The 20146-nt window shown below is 47.0% G+C and carries 14 protein-coding genes; 7 read left to right on the top strand and 7 right to left on the bottom strand.

All coding sequences use genetic code 11. The features are described 5' to 3' along the window. The first annotated feature begins 46 nt into the window (after nucleotides 1-46). The 3 genes from BLT01_RS03700 (at nucleotide 47) to BLT01_RS03690 (ending at nucleotide 2813) form a co-directional block, all read left to right on the top strand. Nucleotides 47-412, top strand: a complete 366-nt coding sequence (locus BLT01_RS03700) for a SpoIIAA family protein (RefSeq protein WP_092094724.1) — start codon at nucleotides 47-49, stop codon at nucleotides 410-412. Nucleotides 413-620: 208 nt separating this feature from the next. Then, the gene (rbsK, locus tag BLT01_RS03695) at nucleotides 621-1499 is read left to right on the top strand and encodes a ribokinase (RefSeq protein ID WP_092094722.1); all 879 of its coding nucleotides are present in this window, start codon (nucleotides 621-623) and stop codon (nucleotides 1497-1499) included. Between the two features lie 237 nt (nucleotides 1500-1736). After that, nucleotides 1737-2813, top strand: coding sequence for an Ig-like domain-containing protein (locus tag BLT01_RS03690; RefSeq protein WP_176765028.1), 1077 nt, complete (start codon nucleotides 1737-1739; stop codon nucleotides 2811-2813). Nucleotides 2814-2903: 90 nt separating this feature from the next. On the opposite strand, the gene BLT01_RS03685 is transcribed toward BLT01_RS03690, so the two are convergent. Next, nucleotides 2904-5405, bottom strand: a complete 2502-nt coding sequence (locus tag BLT01_RS03685; protein ID WP_176765027.1) for a CDP-glycerol glycerophosphotransferase family protein — start codon at nucleotides 5403-5405, stop codon at nucleotides 2904-2906. A 490-nt stretch (nucleotides 5406-5895) separates the two neighbouring features. Next, nucleotides 5896-6372 carry a GNAT family N-acetyltransferase gene (locus BLT01_RS03680; protein WP_092094716.1) on the bottom strand — a complete coding sequence of 159 codons (477 nt, stop codon included), beginning with the start codon at nucleotides 6370-6372 and terminating at the stop codon, nucleotides 5896-5898. Between the two features lie 137 nt (nucleotides 6373-6509). Between BLT01_RS03680 and BLT01_RS03675 the strand changes: the two genes are divergently transcribed. Then, nucleotides 6510-7430 (top strand): patatin-like phospholipase family protein, encoded by a 921-nt coding sequence (locus BLT01_RS03675; protein ID WP_092094714.1) that lies wholly within the window; start codon nucleotides 6510-6512, stop codon nucleotides 7428-7430. A gap of 43 nt (nucleotides 7431-7473) precedes the next feature. Here BLT01_RS03675 and ggt read toward each other — a convergent pair whose 3' ends face one another. Both ggt and BLT01_RS03665 read right to left on the bottom strand, forming a co-directional pair. Then, complete coding sequence (gene ggt, locus BLT01_RS03670; RefSeq protein WP_092094995.1) at nucleotides 7474-9216, bottom strand: gamma-glutamyltransferase; 1743 nt, start codon at nucleotides 9214-9216, stop codon at nucleotides 7474-7476. Nucleotides 9217-9457: 241 nt separating this feature from the next. Then, nucleotides 9458-10372: a glycerophosphodiester phosphodiesterase family protein gene (locus BLT01_RS03665; protein WP_176765026.1), complete on the bottom strand. Its 915-nt coding sequence runs from the start codon at nucleotides 10370-10372 to the stop codon at nucleotides 9458-9460. 563 nt (nucleotides 10373-10935) lie between these two features. On the opposite strand from BLT01_RS03665, the gene BLT01_RS03660 reads away from it, so the two are divergent. After that, a complete protein-coding gene (locus BLT01_RS03660; RefSeq protein WP_092094710.1) occupies nucleotides 10936-11772 on the top strand; it encodes a PHP domain-containing protein in 837 nt (278 codons plus the stop codon). Nucleotides 11773-11981: 209 nt separating this feature from the next. Here BLT01_RS03660 and BLT01_RS03655 read toward each other — a convergent pair whose 3' ends face one another. The 3 genes from BLT01_RS03655 to BLT01_RS03650 form a co-directional block, all read right to left on the bottom strand. Then, nucleotides 11982-12209 carry a hypothetical protein gene (locus BLT01_RS03655; RefSeq protein WP_092094709.1) on the bottom strand — a complete coding sequence of 76 codons (228 nt, stop codon included), beginning with the start codon at nucleotides 12207-12209 and terminating at the stop codon, nucleotides 11982-11984. 9 nt (nucleotides 12210-12218) lie between these two features. Beyond that, on the bottom strand, nucleotides 12219-12341 hold the full coding sequence (locus BLT01_RS15555) for a hypothetical protein (protein WP_407639304.1): 123 nt from the start codon (nucleotides 12339-12341) through the stop codon (nucleotides 12219-12221). A gap of 327 nt (nucleotides 12342-12668) precedes the next feature. After that, nucleotides 12669-15992 (bottom strand): CDP-glycerol glycerophosphotransferase family protein, encoded by a 3324-nt coding sequence (locus BLT01_RS03650; protein ID WP_176765025.1) that lies wholly within the window; start codon nucleotides 15990-15992, stop codon nucleotides 12669-12671. Nucleotides 15993-16128: 136 nt separating this feature from the next. On the opposite strand from BLT01_RS03650, the gene BLT01_RS03645 reads away from it, so the two are divergent. Together BLT01_RS03645 and BLT01_RS03640 are read left to right on the top strand one after the other, a co-directional pair. Continuing rightward, nucleotides 16129-17673 carry a glycosyltransferase family 2 protein gene (locus BLT01_RS03645; protein WP_092094705.1) on the top strand — a complete coding sequence of 515 codons (1545 nt, stop codon included), beginning with the start codon at nucleotides 16129-16131 and terminating at the stop codon, nucleotides 17671-17673. A gap of 43 nt (nucleotides 17674-17716) precedes the next feature. After that, entirely contained in the window at nucleotides 17717-20116 is a 2400-nt protein-coding gene (locus tag BLT01_RS03640) for an SH3 domain-containing protein (protein WP_176765024.1), read from the top strand. The last annotated feature ends 30 nt before the right edge of the window (nucleotides 20117-20146 follow it).

Genomic DNA, 20146 nt, shown 5'->3' with positions numbered 1-20146 from the left:
CCAGAAGGGAAGAAGTGGAATAACGAACGAATCGGGAGGCGATCAAGTGCTGACATTCACCACGAGCATGGACGAGAGGACTGTCGCGTTTAAGTTCGACGGGAGACTGACAAAAGAAGATGCAATGAAACTCGACGAAGTCATATCAAGAAAATTTGAAGAGGATGGCACCTTTAATATTTTCGCTGAAGTTGGTGCGGTCGATATCCCTTCGATCCCTGATGCCCTTAGGAGTGTGCAATTCGACATGGGCCGCTGGATGTCTTTCAACAAGGTTGCCCTCATGAGCGAGCAGAACTGGCTCCAGTTTGCCGAAGGACTGGGGATGGGGGAGATTGCCAAGCTGAAGACGCGACATTTCAAACCCGGCGAGTACGACGAGGTGTGGGAATGGCTGGCAGAGGAGCAATAGGTGTTGGAGCGGCTGTAATCTATTAGCAGCCGTTTCACTGTTTGGCCATATTCGTCTCGGCAACGTTCGTACCGGCACGTGCAGATTTTGCTGCCGCAGCAGCACAGTTCTCGACCCCACCTGCCGATTTCGCGCCGCGCATTCACTGTTTCAACCTGGTTACCGGTTCTGTTACGCTAAATGAAAAGCTAAAAGAGAAGGTGTCAGCATGATCACAGTAGTCGGCAGCATCAATATGGATCTCGTGGTGGGGACGGAGCGGTTTCCAAAGCAGGGGGAGACGGTCTTGGGCAATCTCTATACGACAGTGCCCGGCGGCAAGGGGGCGAACCAGGCGGTGGCGGCAGCGCGCCTTGGCGGGAAGGTCGGAATGATCGGTGCGGTCGGCACCGATCCGTTCGGAGATGATCTCGCCTCTAACCTGAAGAACGAAGGCATCAACACCGGCGGCATCAAGCGGGTGGAAGGCCCGAGCGGCATTGCGAATATCCTGCTTTCGGAAGGCGACAACCGGATCATCGTCGTTCCGGGCGCCAATCATGAACTGAAGCCTCAGGATATCGACACATGCAAAAGGGCCATTGCCTCAAGCGACCTGGTCGTCCTGCAGTTGGAGATTCCGGTTCCGACCGTACTCCGCACTCTGGAAATCGCCCGCACAAACCGGGTCCCGGTCATCCTGAATCCCGCTCCGGCAGACGGCTTCACCGATGAATTTCTCGACTGCGAACCGATTCTCACGCCGAATGAGAGCGAAGCGGCAATGATGTTCGGAGAGAACTGGGAACAGGCGCTCGAAGCCCATCCGAACCGGCTGATCGTGACGCTCGGCAAGGAAGGGGCGCGGTATCACGACGGGGAGCGGCATGTCCGGGTGCCCGGCATCCAAGTGAACGCGGTGGACACGACCGGAGCCGGCGACACGTTCAACGGAGCGCTTGCAGTTGCCCTGGCGGAAAACATGCCGATGAAGGACGCCATTCGCTTTGCAAATGCAGCGGCGTCACTGTCCGTGGAAAAGTTCGGCGCCCAGGGAGGCATGCCGGCGCGAGGGGAGACGATGGAGAGATTGCGACAATTGAATTAAAAAGCAACCATTGGATGCTTATCGAAGGCAGCTTTTTGATTTTATATCAGAGTTCAGCAGCTGGTGCTTTGCTCCCTGCAGAGATTCGCCTCTCTGCAGGTTTTTTTAATGGATTGGCCACGACGATGGTCTGCCGGCGGGCATCTGGAAATATAGTTGGATTCTGGGGAGGATTCCTCGTCTGAACATGTAATTATTTACATGGCAAGTATCCTAAATGGAGCGGGAGTTGATGTGGTGGGGAAGAGGATCGGCATCATGGCAGCGACATTACTAATGGCCAGTATGTTTGGGGGGACTGTGTTTGCAGAGTCGCCGGAAGACCTGAAAGAAAAAATGCAGTTGCCGGGAGAAGTGGAGGCCAACCAGGAAGTACTGGAAAAGGTTGATCTGGACCGATTCAACCTGAATCCATCCGATCAAAAATCATTCCGCTCCATGATCGAAAAGAAAGCAGAAGGCGACGTCCTCTATGAACTTGAACCCAATGATTACTTTGACCTGGCCGATAATCTTCCGTTCATGTCGGTTATGGTCGCAAACTTATACGGTGAGGACATTGATATTTACAAGGTGAAAGTGACCAGTAATGATCAGTACATGCTCATGATGGGTTCGACCTATGAGTTTCCGATTGATGAATTACTTTACGGGGTGTTTGACAGCAAACTGAACTACATCGAACCGGAAGTGTACGAATTGTACGATCACGAAACTTCCTATCAAGTCGTCCCTGTGAAAAAAGGTGAGTATTATATTGCCGTATTAAGTGATTATTGGAGATACGGAGAAAGCTATGCGATGATCGCCGGAATGGTGGACACCACTCCTCCTGCAGCCCCAACCGTAAATGCCATTGATGACAATGACAAAGTGATTACGGGGAAAGCGGAAAAGGGCTCCACCGTCACCCTTAAAAACGGAAAGACCAAACTGGGATCCCCTAAGGCGGATAGCAAAGGGAACTTCAAACTCACGACCAAACCCATCAAAGCCGGTTCGAAAATAACGGCGACGGCGACCGATGAGGCCGGCAATGTCAGCAAAGCCACTACGAAGACGGTAGCGGATAAAACGGCCCCATCCCTGACGGTCAAAGACATCTACTCCAACAGCAAAACGGTTTCCGGTAAAACGGAAGCAGGGGCAAAGGTATCGGTGAAGGTCGGTAAAAAGGCATTGGGCTCAGCCACTTCCAATTCCAAAGGTGAATTTAAAATCAAAATTAAAGCTCAAAAGAAAAAGACGACCATAACCATTTCGGCATCAGATAAAGCGAAAAATACAAAAACGGTCACGAAAAAGGTAAAATAATTATACTTTAACCACATCGAAAATCCTGTCTTTACCATTCTAAGAACCGAACCGAGGCTTTTTAAAGTCCACGGTTCGGTTCTTAGTTTATTAATAATGTTGAATGGCAGCGGCCGGCTTTTGTTCGAGCCCTTTAAGCACAGCATGATAAATCCGCTCGCAGTTCCGCTGGTTGTGATACTTGATGACACCGGAAATATCCACATCATAGTTCTCGAAATGATGGTCGATCCTGTCCTTGATCAGATCCACCATTTCTTGTTCAGACTGCGCGATCCGGCCAATGAATGTATCCTCAATCGGACGCAAAATGCCTTTTCGGAAAAAGCGTTCATCATCGAAATGATAGTAGATCACCGGCTTTTTCATCTTGATGAAATCAAAGCTGACTGTACTGTAATCCGTGATGAGCAAAGCATGTTCGATAAGCAGGTCCTGCACTTTCCGGGAGCCGAAGGGAATGAAATTCACCTGGCTGTGTTCCAGGTTGATATTCCTCTCAAAGAAATCTTGTGCCCGGTAGTGAGGATAGAAGTTGAGCCGGATGTTGTGTTCACGGAGCAGATTGTTCAAATCGGGGTTGTTGATGAAATTCACGTACCGGCTGAAGTATTCGCTCTCGAGGAATTGCTGGTCGGTATTGATCCAATCACGCCATGTCGGCATGAGCAGAATATCCTTTGGCGGCTCGTTTTGTACAAGGCGATCAAACCGGGCCAGACCGGTGACCGCAATCTCTCCTGATGCATAGCCCATTTCCTCCATGACGATTTCTTCCTTCTCCTCGTCACTGCTCACGATAAACAAATCAAAGGGCACATCATAAAACTTCTTGTGATATTCGACATTCTTGCGACCCAGGACACCATGTTGCAGAAAAACTTTGTACGTATCCTCATAGTGGAAGAATCCCCGGGCAGTTTTAAAAGGCAGAATATTTTCCAGGTCATGCGTGCCGAGTAGAACGCCTGCCTTTAATGAAATATCGTAATGTTCCTGAGAACCGAACTCGAGCACATTCGGATCATCGGAGATGTTCTTGTAATCCTTTGAATCCTTTTCAATGACATAGTACGCCTCAATGTCCGTGTTTTCCCTTAGCCAATGATATAGAACGATGCCGTTATCTTGTGCAGTGTCAGTACGTTCACCAATCAGCCAGATGTTCCGGTCCTTTATCGCGCCTTCATCGTTTAACTCAATGTTGGCAGGGACGGCAAATGTCTCGATTTTTGTGTTATTGAACGGTGTCGTCGTAACCAGGTAGTAGTGAAGGTTCCCTTCCGAATCATGGAGGAAGTGCGAGTCGTAGTAATTATCTTTATGATAGTCAGATTTACTATAGCGGATTTTTTCTTTGCGTACCGTCTGTCCATCACTATTGATGATTTCAACAAACAGATCAATGATGGTTTTGTCTCTACTCTTCAGGGAGGTGAGGTCCAATTGTTTAAGGTCAACTTCGAAATTCCCGTCGACCGGGACTCTGATCCACTGAAGCGACTCGCGTTCTTGGAATAACAGATAGGCCTTGCAGTTAGTGAATCCTAAAAAGTTGCCGACATAACCGGACAACTTGAAATCCGATATTGCCGTAATCCGCTTTCGGATGTCGGGACGCTTGGCTGTCAATCCCAATGACCCATCTTTCCGGACGTAGAAGTGAAAACGGGTCTGTTGACAGTCGATGACGTACTCAAAAGCGAAGTCTCCAGAAAGTGCTTTGCGCTCCAAACTGAACTGCTGTTTGATGGGCGTCTTTCCGCCGGAGACGATGAAAAAGCGCTTAATGGAGAAGTTAGCAGCAAGATCTTTAATGGGAATGTTTGCCGCAAACCCATTGTTCCATTGGTGCGTGGGATAATCTGAAGTTTGCTGCGTCATTGTATCTTCCACTTGCAATAACGGGTGAACCTTCTTTGGATCAGAGGAAACTTTAACTTGAATGGAATCGTTGCTCAGCTTAAACAAAAGTGAATCTGTTTTGAACAGATGGGCAGACATGGACAAACAGGCATAGCCGTACTGATTCATGAGAGCGACCGCATGGTTGAACGAATTAAATTCTGTCTTCCTGATCCCATCTGTTTCGAGTGGATGGAGCATCCCCCGGCATTGGAGGAACAGCCTCCACGTTCCAAGAGACAGAGCCGTAAAATCAGTGATTTCAATGCAATCATCACTAACAAGAAGACAGTCAAGGATTCTGAGCTTGTGATTCTGAAATGCATACACTTGAACGGACTGATCCGGAGAGTCCGAAAAAAGAGGCTTGCCGATTTTTAAGACAAGTCTGCTGTAACCGGAAGCGTGTCCTGTCACGGGAAGAGAATCGGCATGGAATTTAAGTTCTCCGAATTTCCGGTAAAGCAGAATTGAACGGTCTACACGGGTCATCATGTATTTTCCGCCCAGCAGAATACCGGAGGCGGCATTCATGGAAAAATCATCCGAGACGGTGATCCACATAGGCTGTCCATTAATGAACAACTGGATCTTTAACCTGTTTTCAATTTCGTTAAGAGAAGCTTCAGGGAGATGGATCGTGAGGTGCTGTTTGTTGAGAATTTGATAAGGAATCGGCTTCTTCATTTCGCCTTCTGACACGGTGACAGAGATGTTTTTAATCGGTGTCCAGAAGTTTTTCAGAGTGAGATGAAAGACTAGGCCATTTTCTTGTTGGTTAACGTCTGACACAGTCACTTTCTTGACGAAATAACTTTTAAGGTTTCTGATCTGCTTCCAAATTTGTGATCGGGTGGATGACATGATCAACTCTCCTAAGTAGCGTGATCCATGCGTAATTGGGTGGAAAAAGGGCGGGATGGCAATCGGCTGAGACGACTTTCGGCAAGATATCCATTCACCCGTGCTTATTGTTCCGCAACTTAGAATGATTTAACCAACAAAATGGCAAGGGGTGACCGGGTTGCAGCGTGGCTTTCGAAGGTCTAAGTGTGTTCATGTTTAAAGGGCAATGGTGTCCGAACCAGGTGCGCATAAAGGCTAGTTAATATGTATGTCAATAAAGTTAGCGATAATAAAAAGAGGCTGGACAGGAAATTTCCTGTCCAGTCTCTCTTTATAGTTCTTTCATGTACCACGTATCCATCGTCCCGTGCTCAGATCCGTCCAGCGGCCGATCCAGCTTGCGGAAACCGAGCCGTTCATAGAGCCGATTGGCCACACGGAGTTTTTCCATGGTTTCCAGGTAGCAATGCGTATAGTGTTCCTTGGCAAAGCCGAGTGCGGTATTTATCAGTTGCTTTGACAGGCCTTGGCCCTGTGCTTCCGGTTTAACATACAATTTCTGCAGCTCGCAGACGCCTGCGTGATTCCCGAATGGCGCAATTCCGACACCGCCCATGACTTCTCCATGTTTACTTGTCACCACCCAGTATTTTGAATCCGCCAGCCCCTTATAGTAACCCGCCAGATTGCTCAGTTGCGGATCGAAGTAGGCGGTGCCCGGGATGTCCAGCCCGAATGACTCCAGCGAGCGTTTGATGATGCTCTCGATGGCCGGATTGTCTTTTTCCTCGATTTCCCTGATTTCCATAGGCTCATCCCTCGTTTTTTGTCTTGAATCCAATTTATCTTCTTCTCCGTGAACATGCAAGGCGCTTTCCTTCGGTTCTAATTGCTCCCTGCCAAACTTACCTTATAAGAAAGGCTTCCGGGAAAGGGGCGGGAGAAATGAGGGTGGACGGCGTGTTCTCGGGAGGCGGGCTCAAGGGGCTCGCGCTCATCGGGGCGTATGAGGAACTGGAGAAGCAAGGGTTGACGTTCCGGAGAATTGCCGGAACAAGCGCAGGATCGATCCTTGCGGCATTCATCGCGGCGGGGTTCACCTCAAGGGAAATTGCGGAACTGCTCGCCGAACAGGATTTCAGTGAGCTGCTCGACAAACGGACCTCACTGATGCCGATGCGCTTTATGAAATGGCTGAATCTTTATTGGAGGATGGGTTTGTATCAGGGAAGGGCACTCGAGGATTGGTTTACGGAGCGGCTTCTTGAGAAACAGGTGTATACATTCGGCGACCTCGAGCCGGGGAGGCTGAAGCTGGTCGCCTCGGACCTGACGAACGGCAAGATGCTCGTGCTTCCGGACGACCTGGAAAAGTACGGCATCCCGGCGGAGACATTCCCGGTGGCCCGGGCGCTCCGGATGAGCTGCGGGATTCCTTACTTTTTCGAACCGGTCCGCCTGTTCACATCAGGCGGGGAAGCGATCGTTGTGGATGGAGGGGTCCTGAGCAATTTCCCGATGTGGATTTTCGACGATGAAAAAGGAAAACGTGAACGACCGGTGATCGGTCTGAAGCTGAGCCGAAGCCAGGAGGATCGGCAGCCGCATCAGATCCATAATGCGCTCGACTTGTTTGAAGCGCTGTTTTCGACGATGAAGAACGCTCACGATGAGCGGTACATCTCGATGGAGCACGCCCGGGATGTTGTTTTTATTCCGATGGATGACGTGAAGGCGACCGACTTTGACATGGACCGGGAGCAGATGGAAGTACTCATGGAGAGGGGACGGGAAAGGACACGGCTGTTCCTGAAGACATGGCGGCATACGTCCGTGCCGGGCCGGGCGTATGTGAGGGTGGTGTAAAAAAACAAGCCGGGCCGCCTGATCAGGCGGTCCGGCTCATTTGTCAGTGCTTGTCTTTCCGTTTCCCTTTCAGCTCGATCCCTGCGGCCGATCCGCTCCGGCTGGAGTCAGCGACGCCGAGGAAAGAGCCATTCTCATGGTCGATCTGGATGCTCTGGACATTGCCGATCGTGACCGGTGCCTGTCCGAAGCGGTGGCCCATACCGTTCAGGTTGGCCCGTACACCCGCGGGAACGCCGTCTTCAAAGCGGTATGAAGTCAGGCTGTTCGTATAGATACGCGGTTCCTCGACGGCAGACTTCAGGTCCATGTCATACTCGATCGCATAAAGAATGGTCTGGAGGACCGACGTAATGATGGTCGGTCCGCCCGGTGAGCCGACAGTAAGGACCGGCTTGCCATCCTCATAGACGATGGTCGGTGTCATTGAGCTGAGCGGGCGCTTGTAAGGCTGGACTTCGTTTGCGCCGCCAGGGATGGCGTCAAAGTCGGTGAGTTCGTTATTCAGGACGATGCCGTAGCCCGGCACCATGATGCCCGAGCCGAAAAGCTGCTCAATCGTCGTTGTATAGGAAACGACATTGCCGTATTTGTCTGCGACGGTAAAGTGGGTTGTTTCACCGTACTGTGTATTTTCAGGCTGGGCGACTGTTGCGGTCGGCGTGCCAGCATTCTCATACTTCCAAGGATCACCCGCTGCAGGTGCAGGATTGACTCGGTCCAATGAAATCAGCTCACGGCGATCCTCGATATAGCGAGGATCCAGCAGGCCGTTCACCGGCACATCGACAAACTCCGGATCACCTGCATAAGCGGCCCGGTCGGCGTAGGCCAGGTGCATCGTTTCAGCAAGGAGATGATACTTTTCCCAGGCCTTAACATCGTATTGAGAGAGATCAAAGCCGTCCAGGATGCCGAGCATCTGGAGCAGGAACACCCCTCCGGAACTTGGCGGCGGCATACTGGCGATGTCATAACCTTTATACTTGCCCCAGATCGGCTCATCGATGGTCACGTCATAGTCGGCGAGATCCTCAGGTGTCATGGAGCCTCCGAATTCTTGCACAGTTTCGGCGATGGCATCGGCAACCGGTCCTTCATAAAAAGCCTTGGTCCCTTTGGCGCGGATGAGTTTCAGGGTGTTGGCGAGGCCATCCTGCACGAGCAGATCGCCTTCACCTAGTGGTTCTCCGCTTTCATCAAAGAACACATCCCGTGCTGCCGAGCGCTTTAACTTTTCTTCATTGTCCCCAATTGCCTCAGCAAGGACCGGGTCTATCGCAAAGCCGTGGTCTGCGAGTTTGATTGCCGGCCCGATCAGTGACTCGAGTGGCCGGGAGCCCCATCGGTCGAGCGCTTCCTCAAGGCCTTTCAGTGTCCCCGGCACCCCGACGGATGTCCCGTGCATCACTCGCTCGGAAAACGGGACCGGGCTGCCGTCCTCGTTAAGGAACATATCCGGTGTCGCGCCTCCGGGAGCCCGTTCCCGGCTGTTCACGATGATTGTGTCGTCCGTCGCTCCGTCATGGACCATCATGAATCCGCCGCCCCCGATCCCGGACATCATCGGCTCGGTGACGTTCAATGCGAACTGGATGGCGACCGCCGCATCAATCGCATTACCGCCCTTTTTCAGAACGTCCCGGCCGATTTCGGTTGCCAGCGGGTGGGCGGTCGCCACCATCCCGCCATTTGCTTCCGCGACTTCCGGAAAGCTGTCGTAATCGATTTCCCCCTGCGGCTTTGCGCTTGCCGTCACCGGAAAACTCCCGGCAATCAGCGTCATCCCAAGCACAAACGCCGGCCATTTCTTTTTTAACACGAACAAACCCCTCCCCCTAAACTTGGTCGTACTCCTCCACTATAGAAAAGGGAGGAGGGGGCTGCAATTGACTTTCAGAAAATTAACCCATCCGGCATAGGGATTATCAGCCCGACTAAAACTTTTTACCCGGAGGCAGGGGGGCCAGGAGCACCAGGAGAAACAAGCATTTAAGCGGTAAGTGAAAAAAGAATGAATTTTAAGTTTAAAAATCATCCCTTCCAATTATTTCGCGGACAACATCAGGCCGATCGGTAAAAATGCCGTCGACACCCATGTCGATCAGCTTTCGGATGCTCTTTTCTTCATTCACTGTAAAAACATGAACATCGAGTCCCCATCTTTTTATTTTTTCTATAAAACCTGCATGTGCAGAGTCAGCTGGGATGCCGATTCCTGATGCATAGCTACTCAGTAGCTCCAGTTCACTAGGAGAAAGGTCGGCATTCTCCTTGAAAGAATATAGTTGAATCAACGGGATTTCTGGACGAATTTCGTGAATTCGCATTAAGGATTCTTCGCTAAAGGACTGCAAAATTACCGGTGGAACATCATGTTGTCCCTGGTTTTCTGTTATGCCGTAACGCTCCAGTTCTGCAATGACAGATTCCTCTATCCCACTGTCTTTCAAAGAAGATTTTAGCTCAATATAATAATTGACTGAAGTTCCGAATTGCATAAGGACATCACGAAGTTCGGGAATGGTTAATTGTTCGTAGGAGAGCTTGGCAAGGTCCGGGTTTCTATCATTGAAGACAGTTCCGGCAGAAACTGTCTTCAACTCATCCATCAACATGTCGCTCACTTTTCCGGTAGTCCCTGTGATGCGTTGCAACTCATTATCATGAATGACAGCTAGGCGACCGTCTTTGGTCATCCGCAAATCGAGTTCAATGTAGTCGGCGCCCATTTCATCGGCCAGGATATAGGCCGGCAAGGTATGCTCTGGACGGTAGGCTGAAGCGCCACGGTGGGCGATTGTGAGAAAGCGGTCTTCTGGAAGAAGCGCAGGCTCTGCCTTGTCAAGACTTCCTGACGCAGGCGACAGCTCCTGTTTTGGAGAACACGCCGCAATTACGAAAAGAAAAACGATGGTAAATATTAGAAATCGTTTGTTCACAGTACGGTTCCTCCTATCCTTTTTTTTCAATATAGTAAGAGAGAAACCACCAACTCCACCCAATTAGTTTCCAGTCACGTTGCCTTCAACTCGATGGCACAGCTGTTGCTGAATTTCACCAAATTGGTAAATTTCTTTCGCAGTGCATGATGACAACTACTCAGTAAAACTTCAAGAGGTCCTTTTCCCCAATTCAGTAGTTGCATATCATTTTGATAGTTTGGCGAAGAAGCGGTTTCCTGAATAGTGGACTTTTTTACTTGTTGCTTATTAAAAAACCCTGGCGCTTGTTACCCCTACTCTGCATGGGCAATATCAATAGCCAGTGTAAAGCCAGCCCTTTTAAGACTGTATTCTTGAAATTATTTTACTCATTTATACTTTTTTGTACATTCTGTTAGTGGGGAATGTTAATGCCAATGTTTCCTAACATATGATTGATAACTAAGAGTGTCAAGTCAATCGAATAAATCGTTTCTTTACGAACTTCAACAGCAGCTTAACATCCCGGCAACATTCCATCGTTATGATGAAAACGAAGTGAATCACAGGAGGTGCTTCGGATGAAGGTTGACCTGCATATGCACTCGGTGTTTTCGGACGGAGAACGGACGCCGCGCGGTCTGATGGACTTGGCGGCGATCCGGGGGTTGTCCTGCATTGCCATCACGGACCATGACTCGGTGGGCGCATTTGCGGAAGCGAAGGCCCATGAAGAACGCACGGGCGTCCGGGTAATTCCGGGCATTGAGCTGAACACGTACGGCCCGAACGGCGAATTGCACATCCTCGGTTATGGGTTTGACCCTGACCATCCTCTGATGAAGGCATACTGCAAGTGGCGCCGGCAGGAGCGGGAGTCGTGGAGCCGCAAAATCGTCCGCCGACTGAATCGGATGGGCTATGACATTTGCTGGGAAGACTGCCGCTCAAAAGCGGAAGGCGGCGTGATCGTCCGGACGCATATTGCCAAGGTTCTTGTAGAGCACCGGTACTTTCATGACATCGAAGAAGCCTTCGACCGTCTCCTTTCCTCAGGGAGCCCGGGTTACATCGAGCGAAAAGCCTTTTCATCAGAAGAAGCCATTGCCCTGATCCATGAGTGCGGCGGTCTCGCTTTCCTCGCACATCCGGGCGCATACCGATTCGGCTTCAGTATTGACCGCGTCGCAGATGAAGGGCTTGACGGCATTGAAGTGTACTACACCTGCCACTCCGAGTTGGAGACGGTTCAGTGGTGGGCGGAATCGGAGCGGCTCGGCCTGCTGAAAAGCGTCGGCAGCGACTTCCATGGGGAAGCATCGAGAAATCCGCAACAGCCGGGATCAGTCGATTACGATCACGAGGATGTGCACGGCTGGCTACAGCATATCCTTCAGGGTGAAGAATTGGCCAGATGAGGAGCGAAGGGCACGATTTGATCCATGGGAACGAATCGCTAGTTGCGGATAACTTATGTACTGTCGGATCCGGAGAAAAACGGGGAGAGAATAAAAAAGCTGCTATCCATACGGAGCAGCATACGACCAAGAGTTAATCGTAGAACGTGTAAAATGAATCAGGCAACCAGTCAGAGCCGAATAAAGCATCATACATGCCCGTTCGATAATCATTCACTCACCAAGAGGTCCTCATCTATTTCTGAATTCAAGACGACACCTTTATCGGTGACAATGAAGTCCCTGGCAATCCGCTTTATACCGCTACTTAGCATTTGATCCATCAAAGCCTGGAACGGTGTCACTTTATAATTCCCTTCCTTAAGCAATACAGTGGTAAGGAAGATGGGGAAAATTCCATCCAGTTTTAAGCCGCCTTCGCTGCGGCCGTGGTTCATATAAATCAATCATGGCATTTCATGAAGGAGTGCCCCCGGGAATTGTTGCTCTTTTCCTCTGAAAAGGCTTGGAAAATGGTCTCCATAAAGGACGAAATTGATTTCTTTATCGGAGTCCAAAAGTGTGCCGATCAGATCCTCAAATGACTCGTCGGTTGCCCGTAGCCCTTGCAGATAATTGGTGAGCCCTTTAGATTTTCAGGACAATAAAAAATAATAGGAAATAACATCCGAACAATGCTGTTTTCTTAATCGTCGACATTGCTTTTCCTCTTTCTCCATAAGTTGATTAGGGAAAATGTACTGCTTATTTCAAATTGATTCCACTTGGGTAGGTATTAGTATAATGGTGCAACGTGTTTTCGACAACCAGCTCAGTAAAAATTATCAATCTGCTGCCAGAAGACAAAAGCCTCCCAATATCCTCAGCAATATGAGGATGTTAGGAGGCTAATTTTCTTATTCCAAGAAGAATTCCTTTACGGTACGTTCTGCTGCATGGCCATCGTCCAGATAACAGAATTTGTTTTGAGCTTCTTGATAGGCCTGTCGATATTGCTGAGTAATTTTTTCGATATCGCTAATGCATTCCATCAGCTGTCCTTCTGTCATACATAAAGGACCTGGGGCTTCATTCTCAAAGTCCAAATAGAAGCCGCGAATTGAATCACGGTACTCTTCGAAGTCGTAAGTGTAGAAGAGGATTGGTTGATTCGTGTTTAAAAAGTCAAACCAAACCGATGAGTAGTCAGTTATTAAAATGTCGGAAATCAACATGAGCTCCTGAATGTCGGGATAATTGGAGGCATTGATCACTGTGTCAGAAAGTTCCTTCGGGATCCTCAATTTATTGCTGACCACGACATGCAACCGCGTCAGCAGCACATATTCTTCGCCGAATCGTTCCTTGAAGCGCTCAAAGTCCATTGGGATATCCATGATAAACTTATTACCGATATTCTCGTTGTCCCGGAATGTAGGTGCGTAAAGGATGACTTTTTTACCTGGCGCAATACCCAGTTTGTTGCGGATGGCTTCCAACTGATCATTGTCCATTCCTTGGTAAAACACATCGTTTCTGGGATAACCCTGTTCAATCACAGGCCCTTTATAGCGGAATGCGCTTCTGAAGCATTCCGTCGCATACCGGGAAGGGGAGATGAGGGCATCCCATTCTTGGATAGCCGAGCTGACCCGTTCCAAATAGGTTTCATCTCTACCATGAATCAGTTCGATATCATGAAGCATCCGTTTGAGGGGAGTACCATGCCACGTTTGAAGATACCGGGTTCCTTTTCTTTTTTTAATATACGTCGGGAAGTTCTGATTGTTGATCCAGTATCCGGATGTGGCCAAGTGGTAGTAATAACCCGGGCTGAGCCGTTTCACGACTTTCGTATTCTGAGGTTTGTTCGGGAACCTTCGATTATACGACCAGACAAATTCATAATCCTTGCCGCTTTTCTGGAGAACGTCATAGATCTCTTTCGGACTGTCTCCAAGACTTTTTCCGAGTCCGCTTTCCAGGAATACTTTATTCTTCTTGACGGGCAACACACGCCGCATCAGGCTATACGCCACTTTCATAGTTGGGAAGTAGTAGTTCGACTTTCTGAACTTGGTGAACAGGTCGCGGAGAAAGTCGTTCTTCTTCATTTCAGCCAAAAGGGTCCGCTTCTTATAAACATCCTTGGTTTCCAGGTAAATCCTTTCAGAAGAACGGGTGTCCCGATATTTGATGAATTTATTGGCTTTTTGTACGGTTTCAGGATTCGCCTTGAATTGCTGCCCGGCATATTCGCGGATTTTGCCAATGACCTCTGTTTCTTCTCTGACGATATCACCCGGCAATTCCTGATCCATATCCAGATGGGAGCCGCGCTTCCCAAGGAACCTTTCCCTGTCAAACTGATAATAGACGACAGGTTTGTGAAGAAAACTAAAGTCGAAGGCCACACTGGAATAGTCTGTAATCATCAAAGCACTTTCTTTAATGAGGGACTGGACATCAATCTCGCCTTGGTGGATCACCCGTACCGGGGTTCCTTCGAAGTAATCGGAGAAGATTTGCATATTCGGATGCAGGCAGAGCAGTATTTCAAAGTCATGTTGCTCTGCAAGACGGTGTAGCTCAGGGTTGTTAACAAGGTTCCGGTAGCGTTCGAAATATTCACTGTCAAGGAAGGAGTCGACATCTTGCAGCCAGTCCCGCCATGTTGGGATGATCAGGATTTGCCGCTTTACTTCCGTATCGTTATTGAACAGGGTGTCGAAGCGGGAAAGACCGGTTACGATAACATCCTTCGGATTATAGCCCATGTCTCCGACCACTATCTTTTCTTTTTCATAGTCAGAGCTGGTAACGAAAAGGTCGACATTGAACGTTTTGGATGTCGCACTATAAATGTTGGCCATATTCTTTCCGCCGAGTACGCCATGCTGCAGAAAAATCTTTGTAGCCGATACTGCTTTCTCAAAGGATTTCGTCCGGATCGGGTACAGATAGTTCGGATGGTGAGAAGAGTATATCTTCGTCGCGATTAACGTTAATTTAATATGTTCTTTTGAGCCGAATTCGACAACATTTCCTAAAGGAGCGACATTCTCATATTCGGGTGAATCTTTGGAAACGACGTAGTAAACATTTTTCTCTGGATGGTGTGTGCGCATGTATTTAAAAAATGCATATCCTGTATCCTGTGCTTTATATGGCCGTTCACCTACAAGCCAAATGTCTTTATGCCGGTTCAGAACTTGCAGAATACCAGAATACCGTTGCAATCGTTTCAGGTATCGGTAGTTCTCTTCAGGTATCTGAAACACTTCGAAGGACATATTGGACTTGTAGATGGTGTAGTAAGGGTTGATCAGCAGAGGTGCACCACTAGTCTTGTTCGTTAAAAATTCACGGAAGAAGTATCGTGCCCTGAAAGTAGGCCGCCCTACTCTGATTCGTTCCGGCTCCGGCTGATATGGTTTTTTGCCCTCCAGATAAAGGTCATAGATATCGTTTTTGTCAGGCAACAATCCGTCAAAATCAGCGGATAAAAAGAACGAATAGATATTTTTTCCAAAGCCGTTTCTGAACTTTTCCTCATCACGTTTCAGAATGAGATCAAGTGAAACTTCAGTTGTCGTCGTTCTTGATTTTAATATCGCTTTAGCATTTCTGAAGTCAAAATATCCGGTATTCAGACGCCCTTCGATTTTGAGGGTGCTGCCTTTTGAGCGCACACTTTCGAGCTGAAGCTTATTCTTGCCGGATATTGAATCGTCCAATACTGTATTCAGGTATCCATGCTTATTGAGGTATGTAAAGAGCTGATGACCGTGCATATCCACTATCTGTAGTCCGTTAACGGATGTTCTCTTAAACTTCCCTATTCGAAGGTCATAATGGAAGGATCGGTTTTCTTTTGTCCAGTACTTCTTTTTGCCCGGAATAGTGGCATCAGTCTCTACTCGCTTATTTAGCTTAGCGACCAACTCTGCAGGGGCGTCTTCTTCATCAACGCGTATGGAGGCATACCAATGCCAGCGGGCCTGTACGCTTAAGCTGATTTCATCAACATTAATTGTTTGGTGTTTTTTGAGATCACGAAGAAGAGAGTCGAACGGTAGTCTTAGGATGGCTACACCATTGTCAAATTCGACAGGATAACGGACCTGTTTTCCTGTTTCAGAGTGTTCAAGGAATATATCCGTTACCTCATATCCTATATCCAATTCTATTTTTATGAATATATTGTTATTATCTTGGTAGAGTTCAATTTGAGACTTCATAAACGCATCCTCCATCTGACACTTAGTAAAGCAAGATTATAGCGGTAGCGCTTTATATTATACGTTACCTATCTCTAGTTGTGCATGCTACAATGTGAATTACGATTAATAGAATAGAATGTGAGGTGTTGAAAAAATGAATAATGACATTATAAATTCTGTCCGATCATTTATTCATAAAGATGAAGTATTCCTTAAAGGAATTAGATATAATGCTGATGGTTACTATGTGCATAAAAGGAAGAAAAATAGAAGTTATAAGGTTTCAGTAATAATTCCTGTGTATAATGCGGAAAATTCTATTGAAAAAGCCATTACCTCTTTAATCAGACAAACGATCGGATTTGAAAATATTGAATTAATAATTGTTGATGACTATTCAACAGATAAATCACGCCAAATTATATTAGAATATGCTCGGAAATATGATAACATAACACCGGTTTTTTTAGAGAAAAATAGCGGATCTCCGGCTAAGCCCAGGAATATAGGTATTTCACTATCTGAAGGGAAGTATCTGACATTCCTGGATTCTGACGATTGGTTCCATGATGATGGTATAAAGAGTTTATACGATTTGCTGGAGAAAACACAGGATCCTTATGCAGTAGGGAAAAGCATTAAATTAGAAGATAATGTTACTTCTGTTGCGGGTGAATATGCTAGTTGGAGAACTAGAGAATCAATAGATCCATTTACTATACCTAGACTGTTCTATCATTTGGGGCCAACGGGAAGAATGATGAGAACTAATTTTATAAAAGAAAACCAAATTGCTTTTCCGGAAATGAATTTCGCTGAAGACAAACAATTCTTTGTAGACGTTTTGACTAAGTGTTCAACAATATCTACAAGTGACAGAGTTATCTATTTTATAAATCGATACAAAGAAAATATAAGCTTAGTCTCTAAAACTAATCCATTAGAAAAATTTGATGCAAACTTAAAAGTCATCAAGTATATTAAGAGTAAAAAACTCCCGGTGAATATTGAGAAAATGGCACTAAATAGATTTTATGAAATAGATGGGATTACTCGTTTATTTGACAGAGGACATTTCTTGAAATCAAAAGAGAAAGAAAAGTACTATGAAAAGTTCCAAAAGTTAATTGAAACAACAAGTGATTTACCATATGATTTTACGGATTCGTTCTTTCATTCATGGCATAAGTCCATAGTAAAACTTTTTGAAGAGAAAAAATATGATGAGTTAATTAAACTAATTGAATGGAGCAGAAACGAAAATATCAAAGATTATGAGATTATTAACGATAGAGCGTATTATATTCTGCCTATCAGTACTCCAATGGAGCACAGAGAAATTTCGTTAATCGCCATTCATAATAGTACCAAAGTATATAACGACAATTTGTTAATAAGGATGAATATATATGGCAAACAAATTAATACGTTGAATTGCTTTACTATAAGAAGCAGAAGTAACCATTTAAATGAGTTTGAATATCCGCTGGTAGAAGTAGATTCTAATACTTATGAAGTGACACTCCCATTGAAAGATTTAGCGGAAAAAGACAACGGTTTATTTTCTATTTATATAAAATATAACGGATTTGAAAGAGCCACTATAAGAATGAATGCACGAAGGATTATTAACAGTGCAGAAAAAAAGTTGGATTTTTATGTCACTATGGCTGATAACTTTGGGCTGAATATAAAATAATTTAAGTCGCGTTTCTAAAGGGAGGTTTAATAGGGAACTAATGATGAATAAACGAGAAGAAAAATGCGAGCACTTTGAGAGGTACGGTCGTTTGTTGTTGGCTTTTATGTCTTTTGTATTAATCTTGTCCATGCTAAACCCTATCGATGAAGCTTCTGCTTCAACTAGCGGCAAAGGGGTAGCACTTAAGAATCCGACGCATGTTTATGCGAGTGAATCGCGCTCTTCGAATATACTGAAGTCATATTCTGAAGGACGAATATTGAAGTATGAAGTTACTGGTTCAGAATGGCACAAAGCAGTTGTCTCTGTAAGCGGAAAGTGGACAACTGGTTTTATCCATTCGTCTGATGTGGACCCGATTACAGAAAACCCGACGACATTAAAAGGAATCGCCCTGAAAAGTCCTACTCCGATCTTATCGGCACCCTCTTCAAAAGCTGCCGTTCTAAAAAACTACGGTCAGGGAACGATTTTGAAGTATCGCACTTTCTCATCTCAGTGGTATGAGGCAACGATTTCTTACAAGGGAGAATGGCGTACGGGGTACATTCGAAAGAGCGATGTCGAGACCGCCTTTGATTCACAGGAAACATTGAAAGGCGTTGCGCTCAAGAGTCCGACGGCTGTTTATAAAAACGGCTCAACAGCGGCATATTGGAAGACGTATTCGCCTGGTACAATTTTGTCATACAAGACATTCTCGGAAAACTGGTATGAAGCGAAAGTATATATCCAGGGTTCTCCACAGTCAGGATATATCCGCAAAAGTGATGTAGAAACAGCGGTATCGCCCCAAGTCGGCATATACGGTATAGGCACCGTTCAACCGACTGGGATTTATCCGAAGGCGACAACATCCGCTAAACCGCTGAAAACTTATCCGGCGGGTACCCGGCTGTACTACCGTACGTTTACAAGCGGTTGGTATCAGGCGACGGTCTATGTAGGAGGCCAAAAAAAGACAGGCTACATCAAAGCTGATCAGACTGAACAGCTTCTGGACAATTCCCAAGATGCAGATGGCCGGTCAATTGTCGCGGCAAACATCCATAAGCTCGCTTCTGCTCATTCCAGTACTGTGACAACAGTTCCAAAAGGCTTCCCGATCAGTCTGAAAACTTATACAAAAAACTGGTACCAGGCCAGTGTTACCTTAAATGGCAAGACGTATAGCGGCTTCATTCGTGCCGATCAGGTGACGACTCAGGATGTGGTGAAAACAAAATCTTACAATTACACCTTCAGCAGCTTTGTGGACAAACAGATGAAAGTGGATCCAAAAAGTGATGGAGCCGGTAAGATTCTGGCAACCCGTGATCAAGTTGCCCATTACTCCAATCCATCCAACTTCCCAGCGGGCACTGCGGGCTATTACCAGTTCCTGAATCTCAAGTCTCCGGCGGGGCTTGACGCTAATGAAATCAACACGCGGCTTTTAGCGGGTAAAGGTATTCTGGCTGGTCAGGGGCAGGCTTTTGTGAATGCGAGTTACGCAGCTGGCCTAAACGAAGCGTACCTGATCGCTCATACGTTGCATGAAACCGGAAACGGGACATCTGTCTTATCAAATGGTATCCCTGTTGATAGTAACGGAAAGGTAACCCGTGATGGTGCAGGTAAAATTGCCGAAACCGCAGAAACGATCGGCAAAGTCTACAACATGTATGGTTACGGGGCCAAGGACGCTTGTCCGATTGACTGCGGTGCGGAATATGCATTTAAAAAGCAATGGTTCACACCCGCAGATGCGATAATTGGCGGTGCCCATGAGGTTGGGGTGAACTACATTAATGTAGGACAAGATACCCTTTACAAGATGCGATGGAATCCGGATGCACCTGCCACACATCAATATGCAACTCATGTGAGGTGGGCGGAAATCCAGGCAAACAAGATTGCCCAGATCTATCAGGAAATGAGCAATTTCATCTTAGAGTTTGAAATACCTAACTATGTCAACCAACCAGGCGGATCGGAACGCCCGGAGGAACCTAAACCTTCCTCTCCAACTTACATGGAGTTTCCTGAAAAAGTAGAAGGCAAAACAACGGATGCCGTTAACCTTCGGAAAGAACCGACGACAACAAGTGCGAAACTCGCGACTTCTAAAACAGGAGACCGAGTGACTGTCCATGGTAAGAATGGAACTTGGTATAAGGTGACTTATGCGGGCCAAGTGGGTTGGATGCACCAAGACTATGTACAGATTCTAAATATGCTCGAGGTCATTGCAACAACCAATCTGAATGTCAGATCTGGACCTAGTACAACCGATGCGTCAATAGGAAAGTTGGCGCCAGCTACCAGAGTAGCGGTTGTTCTTAAGGAAGATGGGGCAATGATTCGCGAAAAAGAATGGTACCAGGTGTACTACAACGGTCGAACGGGTTGGATCAGCGGAGGGCCGAATGGCACTTCTTATGTGAAAGCAATCAACTAATTTTAGTGACAGGCACAGCGATACAACGCT

This window comes from Bhargavaea beijingensis (assembly GCF_900101985.1).
GTDB classification, from domain to species: Bacteria; Bacillota; Bacilli; order Bacillales_A; family Planococcaceae; genus Bhargavaea; species Bhargavaea beijingensis.
This window is presented reverse-complemented; position numbering and strand designations above follow the sequence as displayed.